Annotated in this window: 19 protein-coding genes and 1 tRNA gene; 7 read left to right on the top strand and 13 right to left on the bottom strand. The window is 67.3% G+C overall.

The genetic code is table 11. The features are described 5' to 3' along the window. Window position 1 precedes the first annotated feature (1 nt). Both GM656_RS07615 and GM656_RS07610 read right to left on the bottom strand, forming a co-directional pair. Window positions 2-1,213, bottom strand: coding sequence for an FIST signal transduction protein (locus GM656_RS07615; RefSeq protein ID WP_162413061.1), 1,212 nt, complete (start codon window positions 1,211-1,213; stop codon window positions 2-4). Window positions 1,214-1,306: 93 nt separating this feature from the next. Further along, window positions 1,307-1,498 carry a DUF7550 family protein gene (locus tag GM656_RS07610; protein WP_162413060.1) on the bottom strand — a complete coding sequence of 64 codons (192 nt, stop codon included), beginning with the start codon at window positions 1,496-1,498 and terminating at the stop codon, window positions 1,307-1,309. A gap of 135 nt (window positions 1,499-1,633) precedes the next feature. On the opposite strand from GM656_RS07610, the gene hisF reads away from it, so the two are divergent. From hisF to GM656_RS07595, 3 genes are read left to right on the top strand one after another with little or no spacing between them, the layout of a single operon-like run. Continuing rightward, window positions 1,634-2,449 (top strand): imidazole glycerol phosphate synthase subunit HisF, encoded by an 816-nt coding sequence (gene hisF / locus GM656_RS07605; RefSeq protein WP_162413059.1) that lies wholly within the window; start codon window positions 1,634-1,636, stop codon window positions 2,447-2,449. Window positions 2,450-2,503: 54 nt separating this feature from the next. Continuing rightward, window positions 2,504-2,911, top strand: coding sequence for a hypothetical protein (locus GM656_RS07600; RefSeq protein ID WP_162413058.1), 408 nt, complete (start codon window positions 2,504-2,506; stop codon window positions 2,909-2,911). A 55-nt stretch (window positions 2,912-2,966) separates the two neighbouring features. After that, entirely contained in the window at window positions 2,967-3,815 is an 849-nt protein-coding gene (locus GM656_RS07595) for a toprim domain-containing protein (RefSeq protein WP_162413057.1), read from the top strand. Between the two features lie 32 nt (window positions 3,816-3,847). Here the strand turns inward: GM656_RS07595 and GM656_RS07590 are convergent, their stop codons facing one another. From GM656_RS07590 to GM656_RS07580, 3 genes are all read right to left on the bottom strand, one after another. Next, the gene (locus tag GM656_RS07590; protein ID WP_162413056.1) at window positions 3,848-4,132 is read right to left on the bottom strand and encodes a DNA-directed RNA polymerase subunit L; all 285 of its coding nucleotides are present in this window, start codon (window positions 4,130-4,132) and stop codon (window positions 3,848-3,850) included. Window positions 4,133-4,199: 67 nt separating this feature from the next. Continuing rightward, window positions 4,200-4,523 (bottom strand): C2H2-type zinc finger protein, encoded by a 324-nt coding sequence (locus GM656_RS07585; protein WP_174242946.1) that lies wholly within the window; start codon window positions 4,521-4,523, stop codon window positions 4,200-4,202. Continuing rightward, complete coding sequence (locus GM656_RS07580) at window positions 4,520-5,899, bottom strand: hypothetical protein (RefSeq protein ID WP_162413055.1); 1,380 nt, start codon at window positions 5,897-5,899, stop codon at window positions 4,520-4,522. The genes GM656_RS07585 and GM656_RS07580 overlap by 4 nt, the downstream gene beginning before the upstream one ends. Before the next feature lie 114 nt (window positions 5,900-6,013). Between GM656_RS07580 and GM656_RS07575 the strand changes: the two genes are divergently transcribed. From GM656_RS07575 to GM656_RS07560, 4 genes are read left to right on the top strand one after another with little or no spacing between them, the layout of a single operon-like run. Then, window positions 6,014-6,877, top strand: a complete 864-nt coding sequence (locus GM656_RS07575) for a cytochrome c oxidase subunit 3 (RefSeq protein ID WP_162413054.1) — start codon at window positions 6,014-6,016, stop codon at window positions 6,875-6,877. A gap of 43 nt (window positions 6,878-6,920) precedes the next feature. Further along, a complete protein-coding gene (locus tag GM656_RS07570) occupies window positions 6,921-7,163 on the top strand; it encodes a DUF7385 family protein (RefSeq protein ID WP_162413053.1) in 243 nt (80 codons plus the stop codon). 54 nt (window positions 7,164-7,217) lie between these two features. After that, complete coding sequence (locus GM656_RS07565; protein WP_162413052.1) at window positions 7,218-7,853, top strand: PGF-CTERM sorting domain-containing protein; 636 nt, start codon at window positions 7,218-7,220, stop codon at window positions 7,851-7,853. Between the two features lie 49 nt (window positions 7,854-7,902). Next, entirely contained in the window at window positions 7,903-8,943 is a 1,041-nt protein-coding gene (locus GM656_RS07560; RefSeq protein ID WP_162413051.1) for an NAD(P)-dependent alcohol dehydrogenase, read from the top strand. Window positions 8,944-8,990: 47 nt separating this feature from the next. On the opposite strand, the gene GM656_RS07555 is transcribed toward GM656_RS07560, so the two are convergent. From GM656_RS07555 to GM656_RS07520, 8 genes are all read right to left on the bottom strand, one after another. Further along, on the bottom strand, window positions 8,991-9,293 hold the full coding sequence (locus tag GM656_RS07555) for a DUF7562 family protein (RefSeq protein WP_162413050.1): 303 nt from the start codon (window positions 9,291-9,293) through the stop codon (window positions 8,991-8,993). 207 nt (window positions 9,294-9,500) lie between these two features. After that, window positions 9,501-9,575: transfer RNA gene (locus GM656_RS07550), tRNA-Thr, on the bottom strand. A 77-nt stretch (window positions 9,576-9,652) separates the two neighbouring features. After that, window positions 9,653-10,066 (bottom strand): universal stress protein, encoded by a 414-nt coding sequence (locus tag GM656_RS07545; protein ID WP_162413049.1) that lies wholly within the window; start codon window positions 10,064-10,066, stop codon window positions 9,653-9,655. 3 nt (window positions 10,067-10,069) lie between these two features. Further along, the gene (locus tag GM656_RS07540; protein ID WP_241692722.1) at window positions 10,070-10,819 is read right to left on the bottom strand and encodes an ABC transporter ATP-binding protein; all 750 of its coding nucleotides are present in this window, start codon (window positions 10,817-10,819) and stop codon (window positions 10,070-10,072) included. 2 nt (window positions 10,820-10,821) lie between these two features. Continuing rightward, the gene (locus GM656_RS07535) at window positions 10,822-11,607 is read right to left on the bottom strand and encodes an ABC transporter ATP-binding protein (protein WP_162413048.1); all 786 of its coding nucleotides are present in this window, start codon (window positions 11,605-11,607) and stop codon (window positions 10,822-10,824) included. Continuing rightward, window positions 11,600-12,658: a branched-chain amino acid ABC transporter permease gene (locus GM656_RS07530; RefSeq protein ID WP_162413047.1), complete on the bottom strand. Its 1,059-nt coding sequence runs from the start codon at window positions 12,656-12,658 to the stop codon at window positions 11,600-11,602. The genes GM656_RS07535 and GM656_RS07530 overlap by 8 nt, the downstream gene beginning before the upstream one ends. Next, on the bottom strand, window positions 12,655-13,542 hold the full coding sequence (locus GM656_RS07525; RefSeq protein ID WP_162413046.1) for a branched-chain amino acid ABC transporter permease: 888 nt from the start codon (window positions 13,540-13,542) through the stop codon (window positions 12,655-12,657). Before GM656_RS07525 ends, GM656_RS07530 begins: the two co-directional genes overlap by 4 nt. A gap of 5 nt (window positions 13,543-13,547) precedes the next feature. Further along, the gene (locus GM656_RS07520; protein WP_162413045.1) at window positions 13,548-14,894 is read right to left on the bottom strand and encodes an amino acid ABC transporter substrate-binding protein; all 1,347 of its coding nucleotides are present in this window, start codon (window positions 14,892-14,894) and stop codon (window positions 13,548-13,550) included. Window positions 14,895-14,909 lie beyond the last annotated feature (15 nt).

The raw sequence follows: 14,909 nt of genomic DNA, 5'->3' as shown, positions 1-14,909 counted from the left end.
GTCACTCGGGGAACGCAAACAGCACCGTCGAAGTGTTGTGAAAGCCGCTCAACTGTCCCATCTGCATACACAGTTCGCCGTAGGTCTCGAACCCGGCGAAGGGGGCCGAGAGCCCGTCGTCGATGGCGTCGACCGCCTCGGAGAAGGCGTCCTGAAGGACGAACTCGCGGCACGCGCAGTCGTAGACGAACCCCCCGGCGAGGTCGCTGTCGCTCAGTTCGACCGCCTCACGCGCGGCCCGACCGGCCGACTCGATCTGGTCCGCCCGGCTTCCGTACATCACGCGGAGGACGGTCCCCTCGGGGATGTCGACGGCGAACTTGAGCGCACCTTCCTCAGCGACGGAGGCACGTGGCCACCGTATCTTGTACGCGTCGCCCTGGTCGATGCCGAACTCGTACGCGCCGAGCAGCATGTACAGTTCGTCGGAGCCGGGGTCGAGCGAGTCGACGGAGACGTCGAACCGCTCCGCGATAGAATCGCGGACGGCGTCCTTCCAGACCTCGAACGCCGGCCGGCCGTCGAGTTCGCGGACGACGTTTCCCGATACGTCGGTCACTACCCGCGGCCCCGAGACGGGCTCGTGACCGTGGTCCATCGAGATGACGGCCCGCTGTTCGCCAGAAACGAGCACCAGCGCGAGGGCGTCGTCGGCGACCGTGTCGTCGCAGAACACCGGCGTCGACTCCATCTGGTAGTCGTCAGAGGCCGCACCGCCCGCGAACCCGACGTGGGGACCCAATCGCCGCTGAATCGCTAGCGCCAGTCGCTCGCCGATGCCGGACAGCCCGTCGTGGAGCGCGATGGCCGACTGGTAGGGGTAGTCCACGTCGTCCGGGAGCGCGCGGACCGCGTCCCGCACCGCCCCCTGGACGTTCTCGCTCAGGCCGGTCGCCATGGCGGCGTCGAAGCGAAACGAGTCGCTGGTGACGAGCGCGACGGCGACGCCGTCGTCCATCGTCCGCTCCTCGGTGAACGTTCCGGTCGCCGAACAGCCCACGACGGTCGTCTCCGCGTCGACGACTTCGCGGACGGCCGCGAGGACCGCCTCGGCGTCGAGCGCCGAGGCGGCGAACACCTGACAGAAGTCCACTCGCTCGGCGTCCAGCCGGTCACGAGCAGTTCTGGTCGCCTCCCGGCCAGCGCGTCGACCAGCGGTCGCCACTGACGTTCCCGTTGCGACCCCCGTACTCGCGCCTGACTGGGGCGACATTGTACAACAGTTATTCGCGTGGAACCGTATATACTCTCTCCAGAGATATCAGAATTGATACTCGTGCCGGCCGACGTGGTCGGACCGACCTGCTCAGGCCAGCGCCAGCGCGATGCCGAACGTCAGCGCCAGTCCCACGAGCGTCACGACGATGCCGGTCCCGACCTGCGACATCGTGAAGTCGCTCTGGGGGGCCGTCGAGCGAAGTGGCGGCTCCTTCGCGGGGAGTTCGACGTGTTCGGGGTCGTAGTCCGGACGCTCCTCCTCGTGGTGGTCGTCTGCCATGCGCGAGGCTTTTCGAGCGACCTACCTGTAGCTGTCGGATTTCGCCCGCGCGGCGAGGCGGTCGCCGCGCTCGCGCCGGCCGCTTGCGCCAGCCGAAACCGTCAAACGGCCCTGTGTCGAACCCACCGATAACAGATGACCCTCACCAAGCGAATCATCCCCTGCATCGACGTGGACGTGGACGAGAACGGGGACGCGGCCGTCTACACCGGCGTCAACTTCGAAGACCTGGAGTACACCGGCGACCCGGTCGAGATGGCCAAAGCCTACAACGAGTCGGGAGCGGACGAGTTCGTCTTCCTCGACATCACCGCCTCCGCCGAGGGCCGCGAGACGATGCTGGACACCGTCTCCGCCGTCGCCGACGAGGTGTTCATCCCGCTGACCGTCGGCGGCGGCATCCGCACCCGCGACGACATCAAGGAGACGCTGCGGGCCGGCGCGGACAAGGTCTCGATCAACTCCGGGGCCATCGCCGAACCCGAACTCATCGACGAGGGCGCGGCCGCCTTCGGCAGCCAGTGCATCGTCATCTCCGTGGACGCCCGCCGCCGCTTCGACGACGAAGGCGAGTACTACGCCGAGGTCGACGGGGAATCCTGCTGGTTCGAGTGCACAGTGAAGGGCGGTCGCGAGGGGACCGGCCTCGACGTTGTCGAGTGGGCCACCGAGGCCGAGGAGCGCGGCGCGGGCGAGCTGTTCGTCAACTCCATCGACGCCGACGGGACCAAGGACGGCTACGACATCCCGCTGATGAAAGCCGTCTGTGACACCGTCTCGACGCCGGTCATCGCCTCCTCCGGCTGTGGCAGCCCCGCTGACATGGAGGAGGTGTTCGTCGACGCCGGCGCGGACGCCGGCCTCGCGGCCTCGATCTTCCACTTCGGCGAGTACTCCATCGAGGAGACGAAGGAGTACCTGGACAGCAAGGGGATTCCGGTGCGGTTGTAACCGAGGCGACTCGTCGCCACCAACATTTAGGGCCGGTCGTGTCGATGATCGTGTATGAAGCAGTCTACCTATCGCTATCTCGGCCTCTTCGACCTGACCCTCCTCGCCGCGTTTCTCGCCTTCTTCGGCGTCGGCGCGCTCGTCGTGAGTCCGGTCCTGGTCGGGATGCTCGTCGCCGGCGGCGGCCTCCTCCTGGCCGGGACCCTCGCGGCCGTGTCGGTCGGTCCAGTGACGGTCACCTGGCGTCTGTTCGTCAGCGTCTCGTACGCGGTGTTCGCCCTCGCCTGGCCGGCGATGTACGGCCCGGCGGTGGTCGCCGGGACCGCGACGCAGACCGAGGTCGTCATGTTCGTCGCGATGACCGTCGGGTCGCTCTCGCTGCTGGCGTACGGCTACGACGTGTTCCGCGACGGGCGGCACTTCGACGTGGACGCCGACGTCACGCGAACCGTGGAGGTGTGACCGTGGCGGGGACGGCATCGGACAGGCTTTGTGTCCGCGTCGCCGAGTTATCGCAATGAAATGGCGGTGCGAGTGGTGCGGCAAACCACACGAGGAGAACGACCCGCCGTGTGACAACTGCGGCCACGGGACCTTCGAGGAGGCGGTCACGCAGGTCAACCACGAGGTCGTCGAGGGCGGCCCGCGGTGGGTCTGTCTCGACTGCGGTCGCCAGCACCAGAAGAACTCGCCGCCGTGCAACCGCTGTGGCGGCAGCAACTTCGAACGGCGGACCGGCCCGCCCGAGGAGGATCCCCTGGACGAGATCAAGACCGGCTGGCTCGACGTGCTCGAAGCCAAGTACGTCGTCGGCTACGTCACCGTGGCGCTGGTCATCGGCATCCTCCTCCTCGGACTCGTGGCCGGCGTGCCGCTCCCGGGCTTCGCGCCCGAGACGTCCGCCGGCCCGCCGCCGATTCCCGACGCCCCCGGTCAGGGCGATTCCGTCGGCTCGCTCTCGCTCGCCGAGGTCGAGGACGCCTACGTCGACGTGTACAACGTCAGGCGGGCCACTATCAGCGGCGGGACCGTGACCCGGAACGGGACAGCCGACGACGCCGCGGCCTACTACAACAAGGGCCGCGTCGGCGTCCGCTACGAGAACGCGGAGCCGCCCACCCGGGAGGGCGTCTCGCGGTTCGCGCTGGCCTGTGAGCGGCCGTCGGTCGTCCACTACGAGGTCGCGTACGACCGGCCGCCGCGGTCCGTCGAGCAGTTCGGAAACGAGACCGCGCTCGCGACGGCACTCGTCGATAGCTACTTCGAGCGCGGGCACCCGGTGCGCCCCGCCGAGGTCGGGACGATCGGCGTCGACGTCCACGTCGGCCCGGACGGACGCGTGTTCGTCACGTACGTGCTGTGCTGAAGAAAGACCGAGAGGGCGGGAGAACAGACGGCTTACGCGGCCGACTCGAAGGCCGCTGAGAAGCTGTCGGCCTTCTCGATGACGCGGTCGGTGCCGTCTTCGAGCGCGTCCAGCGCGTCGACGTGTTCCTCGGTCTTGATCGTCAGTACCGGGTCCGTCTGGCCGCCGGACTGCTCCGGGTTCACGTCGTAGGTCGCCGCCGTGACGCCGTCGGTCTCCAGCAGCGCCCCCTTGATGACGTTCATGAACGTGTGGTCCTCGCCGGCGATCTCGATAGAGAGTTCCGTGTCAGACTTGTCGATGACGCGAAGGTCCATACCCACTGTTTGGTCGCCTGCGCTCCATCAACGTGTCGCTTCCGGGGCGCGGGGACGGCGGGCGCCCTCAGACGAGCGCATAGACCATCAGGAGGCCGAAGTAGAGCAAGACGAGCGCGCCGAGCGCCCGCAGTCGGAAGGTGGTGAGCGCGTCTTCTTCGGCCTCGTAGGCGGTTCGGAACGCCTCGACCTCGTCGTCGTCGAGGTCGCCGGGGTGGTCGAGACCGCGGTGGAGCGCGAGCCGGGTCTCGTCGGTGAACGGCCGACCGCAGTACCGGCAGTCGTACGTCTCCGCACCGGGTGGCACATCGTACCGGTCGTCTCCCGTCGCGTCGCTCGCGGACGGGGCTTCTCGCTTTCCGTCGTCCGTCGTAGGGTCGGTGTCTGTCATAGGTGTGGCAGTGGCACCTCCGGACGGGAGACGACCCAGAGGCTCGTCATCGTGTAGAACACCATGACGGCGATGAACGGGTACTGCGAGCGCACGGCCTGCAAACGCTCGGGAAAGAGGTCGTAGGCGGCGGCGTGGGCGACCCAGATGGCGATCAGGTGGCCGACGATCACCGACGCGAGCGCGACCCCGCCGAACCAGCCCGGGAGGTCGACGACGGGGACCGTCGCGGGACTCGAAAACGGCGCGGAGAGCGCGACGGCGAGCGACGGCGCGAGGACGAGGAAGTAGCCCAGGTAGTGCGCGAAGTGGTAGCCGACGGCGATGGCGATCAGCGGCGGTGCGAACCGCCGGGCGAGCACCGACGGGGCGAAAAACGTCTCGGCGGCCTCGCGCGACCGTCGGACCGCGAGCCGGTACACGCCGAGGAACGCGGCGAAGCCGACGGCGAGCGCGACCGGGTACAGGAGGTGCGGCGGAACGCCCGCGTTCACGAGCGGCGTGGTCAGGTCTCGCCAGGCCGGCGTCGTGACGAGGCCGTCGTAGGTCGTGACCCACAGCAGGGCGACCACGAACGCCACCTCGTCCGGGCCGTCGACGAGCCGCGGCGTCGAGAGGTCCATCCCCGGGAGGCGGAGCCGGAGCCCGTCCTCGGTCCGGCCGATCGGTGCGAAGCGGCCGTAGTAGCGAAAGACCCGCTCGACGGGGTCAGCGCGGTCGAACCACGCGTCCGGGCCGAACACGACCGCGCCGGCCAGCGTCAGGACCGAGTAGCCGAGGACCGCCGACGCGAGCAGTCGCGGCTCGTCGGCCAGCGGGCTGACGACTTCGAGCCAGACCAGGGCGAGCAGACCGCCGACCGCCGGCCACGCTCCGACGCGGTCTGGGTAGGGTCGGTCGAGGGTGGGAAGCAGTCGGGCCAGCGTCTTCAGCGGATTGAGCGTCGCCCAGGCGTTACCGACGAGGTACGTCGTCATCGCCAGCCCGGCCCACCAGCCGACCCAGACGAGCAGGATGGCCAGGTTGGTTCGGGCGGTCGTCGGGCCGGCGAAGCCGACGACGAAGACCGCGGCGAGGCCGGCGAGGCCGAGCAGGCGGCCGGCCAGCGCGAGTGCGCCGGTGCCGTCCTCCACCAGCGGTGTTCCCCAGTCGTGGACGCGCTCGACGAAGGCCCGGTCGGTGACGAACGAGGCCAGCAGGAACGACGCGCCGACGGCCGCACCGCCGGTCGAGAGGAATAGCCACGTCGGAATCGTCAGCGACTCGCGGCCGCCACCGGCCAGGCTGCCGCCGTGGGCACTTGCGGTCCCCGTCATCGCGATCCAGACCAGCGCGCCCAGCGCCAACGCGGCCCCGCGGCGTCTCCCGGATGTCATCGTCGGAGCTTAGGACTTCGCCCCCGTGTAGCTTCCGGGATCGGTCGACGGACGAGCCCGCGGCCCCGCGACGAATTGGATGGGCTTTTAGTATTCGACTCGTAATCCTGCTGTATGAGTCTCTCCGACGAACACGCGGACGACGGGCACGGGGAACATCACCTCCCGGCGACGGAGGACTGGCCCCACGGGTTCGGCGAGGCCAGCTGGTGGCCGTTCGTCACAGCAATCGGTGCCTCGGGAATCTACGTCAGCATGGCGCTGTTCGTCCTCTCGATGGGCGAAAGCGCGCTCGTCAGCCAGACCATCGGCGCGGGGGCGCTGGTCGGCAGCGTCGGCATCTTCCTCGCCGGGCTGTACGGCTGGCTGTACCACGCCTTCGTCTCCGACTTCTGGGAGCGGGGTACCGACCACCACTCGGGCAAAACGCTGAAGTTCGCCATGCTGCTGTTCCTCGGGACCGAGCTCGCGACCTTCGGGGCCGGGTTCGTCTACTACTTCATCGTCCGCGGCGGCGAGGTCTGGACGCAGGCGTCCATCCCGCACGTCTTCGGCTCGCTCGTGATCGTCAACACGATCATCCTCGTCATCAGTTCCGTGACGCTGCACATGAGCCACGCCGCGCTCCGAAACGGCGACCGCGGCCGCTTCATGCAGTGGCTCGCCGCGACGCTGCTGCTCGGTATCGTCTTCATCGGGGGCCAGGTCTACGAGTACTACGAGTTCATCGTCCACGAGGGCTTCACCATCACCGGGGGCATCTACGGCTCGGCCTTCTACGGCCTGACCGGACTCCACGGCCTGCACGTCACCATGGGCGCGGTCCTGCTCGGCATCGTCTTCGTGCGCGGCTACTACGGCCAGTACTCCGCCGAGCGCCACACCTCCGTCTCGACCGCCTCGATGTACTGGCACTTCGTCGACGTCGTCTGGATCTTCCTCGTCGTCGTCCTCTACATGGGCGCGAATCTCGTCTGAAACCGGCCGACGATTTTTACCCCACCGGCGTCCTGTGGCTCCTATGGAACGGCTCGACGCGAGCGGGCGCTTCGACGTCCACGAGTACCGACACGGGCTCAAGCTGCTGAAAGACGACCGCGAGACGATGACGCTGTCGAACCGGAAGGGGTTCGCCTGCCCGGCCTGTGGAGACGAGTTCGACACGCTCCTCGTCAGCGAGAAGCGCACCAACACGTTCGGGAACCCCGGTACGCCGTTCTGTCTCGTCCGTACCGACGACCAGCTCCTTGTGCTGACGCACTGAATCGACCCACCGGTGATAACAAAGCTTATTGCAACCAGTCGGCGCGTAATACTAATGACGCGCACACTGCCGGCGGTGGCCATCGCCGCCCTGATCGTCCTCTCGGGCTGTATGACCGCGTCCGTCGACGCGACGGTCGGCGGAGACGGGACCGTCTCGTCGTACGACCTCTCCCTCCAGATGTCGCCGACGGTGTACGACGGACTCCAGGCTCAGGCCGAAGACAGCGATTACGACTCCGTCGAGGGGTACCTGCTTTCCGACGTGAACACGAGTCGGATGGCGAATCACACCTACGAGCAGTCGCTGGACGGCGACAACGTCACGATCAACGTCTCCTTTACCGACTGGAATCCCGGTCCCGAGAGCGCCGTCTCGACGAACGTCTCCGGCGGTAACGTCACGTTCGAGGACCGCACGTTCGTCACCGTACAGGAGAACGACGGCGCGGCCCTCGGGGACGGCGTCGCCGTCAGATACGAACTGACGATGCCGGCCGACATCAGCGAGTCGAACGCCGACCTCGTCCGGAACGACACCGCCGTCTGGGAGTACACTGCGGACGAACCCGTCGAGGAACCGATGCGCGCGACGAGCCCCGCACCGTCCGGCGCGTTCGGACCCGGATTCGGCGTGACCGCGGCCGTCCTCGCGCTCCTCTCGATGGGCGCTCTCGCCCGCCGGTCGTAACCGTCGACGCGCCGAGTCTTTTTGTCGCAGTGTCAGTTACTAGCACGGGATGCGCGCAGCCAGACTCCACGAGTACACGCACGACATGGCGAACGGGCTCTCGATCGACGAGGTGGACGCGCCACAGGTCGTTTCGGACAGCGACGTGGTCGTCGAGGTCGAGGGCGCCGGGTGGTGCCAGACGGACAACCACATCATCGAGGGGATGTGGACGGAGTACGTCGACCAGGACCTGCCGCTGACGCTCGGCCACGAGAACGCCGGGACCGTCGTCGAGACGGGGGCGGAGGTAGACGTGGTCTCGGAGGGCGACCAAGTCATCTGTCATCCCGTCCAGACCTGCGGGACCTGCCGGCCCTGTCGGCAGGGCGAGACGATGTACTGCGAGAACGACGCGTTCAACGGCCTCACGACCGACGGCGGCTTCGCCGACCAGTTGCTGACCAGCGAGCGCGCGGTCGTCCCGCTGCCCGACGGCGTCGATCCGGTCGACATCGCGCCCCACGCCGACGCCGGCATCACCGCCTACCACGCGGCCAAGCGAGCCGTCGACGGGCTCAACCCCGGTGACACCGCCGTCGTCATCGGCGTCGGCGGCCTCGGTCACATCGGACTCCAGTGCCTCGACGCGATGTGCGCCGCCGACATCGTCGCCGTCGACCTCAAGAGATCTGCTCGCGACCTCGCCGAGGACCTGGGGGCGCACTACACCATCGACCCCGAGACCGAGGACGTAGCGAGCGAAATCGAGGACATCACGGAGGGAACGGGGGCCGCACAGGTGCTCGATTTCGTCGGGGCCGACGAGACCACCGCGCTCGCTCCGGACGTCTGTGCCGCCGGCGGCGACCACCAGATCATCGGCTACGGCGGGCACATTCACGAACCCGCGCAGGCCTTGGTCAACGGCGAGTTCGCCTACCAGGGCAACATCGTCGGCCGCTACACCGAGCTCCAGGAACTCGTCGCGCTGGTCGAACGCGACGCGGTCGCGCTCCACACGACACGGTACGACCTCGACGACGTGAACTCCGTCGCCCAGAAACTCGAAGCCCGTGAAATCGACGGCCGGGCGGTCATCACGCCCTGAGCGGGTGGCGACCGTCCCCTGAAGCGAATCCCGAACCGACGGATCGGTTACCGCCGCCCGGTCCGCGGTCGCTCCCCGCCGGCCAGATCGTGATACCGCCGGAGGAACTCGCCTCGGCTCGCGATCCCGGCCCCGGCCGCTTCGAGGCGGTCTTCCAGCCCCGTCCGGTCGACGTGACAGCACTCCCCGTCGCAGGGCTTACAGAGGTACTCGAAGGACTTGCCGTCGCGGTCCCAGCGGTCGCCGTACTTGTCGTACTCGCGGGCGTCCGAGCGCGAGACGGTCTCGCCGCAGGCGATGCAGGTCACCTCGGCGTCGGCGTCACGGTGACAGCGATCCCGAAAGCCCATCACCGACCACCTCCGCCAGCGGGACGAGCGGTCGGTCGCCGAGCGGTCCGTCGTCGTGCCGGGAGCGAACAGTCGTGTGCCAGCATCGTGTACGGTCGAGGGTTCGCCTCGCGTCGCCGAGGCGGTGTCGCCCCACCAGTGAGGGTCGTTTATCAACCGATCGAATGCGAGCCGACCGGCTCTCGGGAATTCGGTAGCGGGAAGGAGAGCCGGTGGAGGGATTTGAACCCTCGGCCTAATCCTTACGAAGGATTCGCTCTAGCCAGTCTGAGCTACACCGGCGCGGCGTTCGCGTACTACGTTCTTGGACGGATAACCGCAATAAGGATTGCGAATCGGACCCGGCGAGGGAGCCTCTCTCACTCCTCGCGGGCGCCGACGACGGTGACCGGTACGTCGGCTTCGAGCAGGACCTGCTGCGAGACGCTGCCGAAGACCGCTTTGCCGGTCGGGGACCGCTTCCGGGACCCCATCGCGATGTGGTCGGCGTCGAACTCCTCGGCGAGGGAGAGAATCCCGTCGGCCGGGGGCTGTTGGCCCTCGGCGAGCCGGACGTCGACGTCTCGCTCTTCGAGGTAGTCGCGGACGACGCGGACCGTCGCGATGCGCTCGACGTTGCGGATCTCCTCGGGAGCGTCCACCTCTTCGCCGGTGAGCGCGTGGGTGATCACGGCCTCGATGTCGGTATCGGCGGCCGGCAGTTCCGAGACGAAGGCGGCCTGTCCGCGGGCGCGGTCTTCGTCGGCGTCGACGGGGACCAGTATCGTGTACATCTCTCAGCCTCCTAGGTAGAGTCGTCCGACTTCCTCGTCGTTAAGCAGTTCGGTCCCCGTACCGGTGAACTTGATCTCGCCGCTGGCGAGGACGAAGCCGCGGTCGGCCACGGACAGCCCCTTCTCGGCGTTCTGTTCGACCAGCAGGATGGTCGTTCCGAGGTCGTTGAGCTGTTCGATGCGCTCGAACACGTCGTCGATGAACCGCGGTTCGAGGCCGATAGACGGTTCGTCGAGCATCATTACGTCGGGGTCGACCATCAGCGCCCGGGCCAGTTCGAGCAGGCGGCGCTGACCGCCCGAGAGCGTTCCGGCCTTCTGGCCGCGGATGTCGCCGAGCACCGGGAACTCGTCGTACAGTTCCTCGGCGCGGGCGGCGGCCCGGTCGTCGTCGTTGAACACGTAGCCGCCCATCAGCATGTTCTCGTGGACGCTCATCCCCGGGAACACGCTGGCGTCCTGCAGGACGTAGCTCATGCCGTTGGCGAGGTTGTCCTGTGGCGACCGGCCGGTGATCTCCTCGCCGCGGAGCGTGACCGTGCCTGACTGGACGTCCGCGAAGCCGTAGATGCTCTTCATCAGCGTGGACTTCCCGGAGCCGTTCGGCCCGATGAGACAGGCGATCTGGCCGTCCTCCACGGCGATGCTCACGTCGTGGAGCACGGTCGTGTTGCCGTAGCCCGACGTGACGTTGTCCATCCGGAGGATGGGATCGGTTGTCATCCTGACGCCGTCGTCTGGTGTCGTCGCCACGGTCATTCCCTCCCGAGGTAGGCGTCGAGGACGGTCTGGTCGTTCTGTATCTCCTCGGGCGTCCCCTCGGCGATGCGCTCGCCGTGTGCCAGGACGTAGATCCGGTCTGCGATCTCCATGACGAAGTCCATGTTGTGTTCGATGAGGAAGATGGTCGTCTCCTCGTCCTCGTTGGCGTTGCGGATGTAGTCGATGAGGTTCTCCAGCATCGAGGGGTTGATCCCTCCGGCCGGCTCGTCCATCAGCAGGATCTCCGGCTCGGACATCAGTTCCATCGCGAACTCCAGCAGCTTCTGCTGACCGAAGCTCATCCGGCCGGCGCGGGTGTCCGCGAGGCCGGCGAGGTCGACGTAGTCCAGCAGTTCGTCGGTTCGCGCCAGCAACGAGTCGTCCGGGCGACGCAGGAGGTTCCCCACGTCGGCCCCGCCCTCCTGGGCGGCCAGCAGCAGGTTCTTCCGGACGGTCATGTCCCCGAAGACCCGCGTCTCCTGGAACATCCGGCCGAGGCCGGCGCGGGCGATCTTGTGCTCGGGCCAGTCCGTCACGTCCTCGCCCTGCAGGTAGACCTGCCCCTCGTCGGGAGTCAGCGTCCCGGTGATGCAGTTGAACAGGGTCGACTTGCCGGCCCCGTTCGGCCCGATGAGACCGACGATCTCGCCCCGGTGGATCTCGACGTTCACGTCGCTGACGGCGGTCAGGCCGCCGAAGCGCTTCGTGACGCCGTCCGTCCGGAGGACCGCGCGGTCGCTCTCGACGGCCGTCTCAGTGCCTGCAGTCGCCTTACTCATCCGAACTCACCTCTGCGTCGTCGTTCGTGGCGGCCATGCCGCCGTGCTTGTAGTAGTCCATCTCGCTGGCGTACTCGCGGAGCGTCCCGACGACGCCGTTGGGAAAGCCGATGACGGTGACGATGACGGCCCCGCCCAACAGGACCAGTTGCCATCCGACGGCGTACGATTCGACGATCTCGATGATGGTGTGGAGGCCGAACGCGCCGATGACCGGACCGGCGACGGTGCCGGACCCGCCCAGCAGCGCCATCGCGATGAGTTCGACGTTCCACGCCCCGTTGTAGGCCGTCTGCGGGTCGATGAACGTGTTGAACAGGCTGTACGCGCCGCCTGCGAAGCCGGTGAACAGCGCCGCCAGCATCCACGCGGCCGTCTTGTAGTAGGTAGTGTTGAACCCCATCGCGGTGGCTTTCTCCTCGTCGTCGCGGATCGCGTTGAGGACGAAGCCAAAGCGCGTGCTGGAGAGGTAGTACACCACGCCCATCTCGACGACCAGCACCGCGAGGAAGAGGAAGTAGAAGGTCTCTCCCGAGGGCGTCTGGAGCAAGATCTTCCCGCTGGCGCCGCCGGTGATGTCGAGGATCCGCGACACCTGCTGTGCGGCCAGCAAGACGCCGAGCGTCGCGATCGCGAAGTAGTGCCCGCGCAGTCGGAGCACGACTGCGCCGATGACGGCGGCGATAGCGACGGCGGCCACGCCGGCCAGCACGAAGGCGACCGGGAACGCGAACGCGAAGTCCTTCGTCAGGATGGCGGTGGTGTACGCGCCGATGCCGAAGAAGGCCATGTTCCCGAAACTCGGGTAGCCGGTCTGTCCGCCGACGATGTCCCACGACAGGGCGAGGATGGCGAACAGGAACATCTCGGTGATGACCGTCATGAAGTAGCCGGCCTCCAAGCCGAGCACGGGAAGCGAGACGGCCGCGACAGTCCCGAGCCCGAGCAACAGCCACCCGTGATCATTGCAGGTGTCGAGGAATCGGTCGACCGCCTCCGGCGGGAGAATCGACCGGAGCGCGCCACGTGAGTCCTCGTCGCTCGTGCTCATTGTTCGACCCCCTGGCCGAACAGGCCCTTCGGCTTGACGACGAGCAGGACGATGAGCAGCGAGAAGGTGACCGCGAGCGTCCACTGCGAGGAGATGAACCCAGCGACGAGCTCCTCGATGGAACCCAGCAGGAGGCCGCCGATGAGCGCACCGGGGATGCTCCCGACGCCGCCGAACACCACGATGACGAAGCTCTTCAGCGTGTAGATGAGCCCCATCTGCGGCTGGATGTTCAGGATGACGGCGATGAACGAGCCGACGCCGCCGGCGATGGCCGACGAGACGCCGAAGGTCACCGCGCGGGTGTGTTCGACGTCGATGCCGACCAGCGCGGCCGCCTCGGGGTTCTGCGAGACGGCGCGGATGGCGCGTCCCGTGCGCGTCTTCTGGAGGAAGACGTACAACAGCGCCGTCAACACGATGGCTCCCACGAAGGCGATCAGCTTCATCTTCGGCACGACAATTCCGCCAAGCGTCATGGACGGGTCGGCGAACCGCACCTGGATGGATCGCGGGTTCGCCGACCACGCCTGGATCGCCAGCTGCTGGATGGCGATGCTCGCGCCGAAGGTCACCAGCAGCGTCAGGAAGATGTCGGTGCCGATGACCCTGGAGACGAGCGTCCGCTGGAGCGCGTACCCGACGACGAACAGCACGGCGATCGCGACCGGGATGGTCGCCAGGAACAGCACCGGCGAGCCCTCGGCGTTCCCGGTCACGAGCGACAGGACCCAGTACGACGTGTAGCCGCCGAGCATGACCATCTCGCCGTGGGCGAGGTTGATGATGTCGACGACGCCCCAGATGAGCGCGAATCCGACCGCCACGGCTGCGAACAGCGCACCGACGAGCAGTCCGTTGACGACGAATTGGGTGGCGGCCATGTGTCTCAGCGCTCGCTCCAGGCGGGCATCGGGTAGACCGGGTCAGACTGTGCCACGTTGCTCGGGTGGACGATCTGGAGGCCGGGGTCGGGCTGCCACTGGTAGACCAGCATGTTCTTGTCGATGACCCCGCTGTCGTCGAAGGCGACCGTCCCGTACACCGAGGAGAACTCGGCCTGCCGAATGTGGTCGCGCACCGCCGTCGGCCCGAGTTCGGAGACGTTCTGGAAGGCGTTCATGTACGTGAGGATGACCGCCTCACCGGCCGCGCTGTGGTAGTCGGGCGTGTAGCCGTAGTTCTCTTCGATGGCGGAGACGAAGTCGCCGGTCTTGCCGTACACCGGGTCGTCGAAGTTCGCGTTGACTGCCCAGGAAGACGGGCCGTACATGTAGTCGCCGTTGGCCCCGACCTCGCCCTTGAACGAGTCGTTGAGGCTGCCGACCGTCCCCATCACGGCGTCGGGGTTCACGTTCTGGCTCTCCATCTGGTTCGCCAGGATGATGTTGTGCTTCTGGTGGGCACACAGCAGCAGGATGTCGGCGTCGTTGTCCCGCACCCGGCCGAGGTTCGTCGAGAGGTCCGACGTGTCCGAGGGGAACGTCTGGTCGACGACCAGTTCGAGGTCCGTCTGCTGGACTTTCTGGCGTGCGCCCTCGGCGGTGGACTGACTGAACGTCCCGTCCTCCGCGAGGATGGCGATGGACTCCGGCGCGGATTCCTGGGCCGTACACATGTCGATGAAGCTCTTCGCGTACTTGTTGGCCGTCGGGAGCAGCCCGAAGATCCACTCGTTGCCCTGTGCGAAGATCTCCGGGCTCGCGCCGCCGCCCTCGACCATCGGCTTCTGGTTCTGGGCGGCGACCGCGCTGGCCGGCAGCGTCACCGTACTGGAATAGGGGCCGAGCAGGTAGTCGACGCCCTCGCGGTCGATGAGCTCCTGGTAGATGGACTTCGACTGCGAGGCGTCGGTGCTGTCGTCCCGGAGTATCATCTCCAGTTCGTAGGTGTTGCCGTCGCCGGCCTCGATGCCGCCGGACTCGTTGATTCGCTGGATCGTCAGTTCGTAGGCGTCTTTGTACAGTTTCCCGAGGTCGGCGTTGTCGCCGGTGAGGCTCATCGACCCACCGAGCGTGATGACGCTCGTACCGCTTCCGCTCTCGCCGGTCGAGCCGCCGTCGCTGCCACCGTCACCGCCGTCGCCGCCACTGCCTCCATCGCTACCACCGTCACCACCGTCACCGCCACCGCCGTCGCCGCCGTCACCGGAACAGCCTGCGAGGCCGGTGAGCCCCAGGACACCTGTACTTCCCGCCACCTTCAGAAACGTGCGTCGGTCTTTCTTTCCCGTCATAGGTTTCGAGCCGGT

The organism is Haloarcula salina (assembly GCF_010119195.1).
GTDB classification, from domain to species: Archaea; Halobacteriota; Halobacteria; order Halobacteriales; family Haloarculaceae; genus Haloarcula; species Haloarcula salina.
Note: the sequence above shows the minus strand (reverse complement) of the source record. Positions and strands in the feature narration are given on the sequence as shown.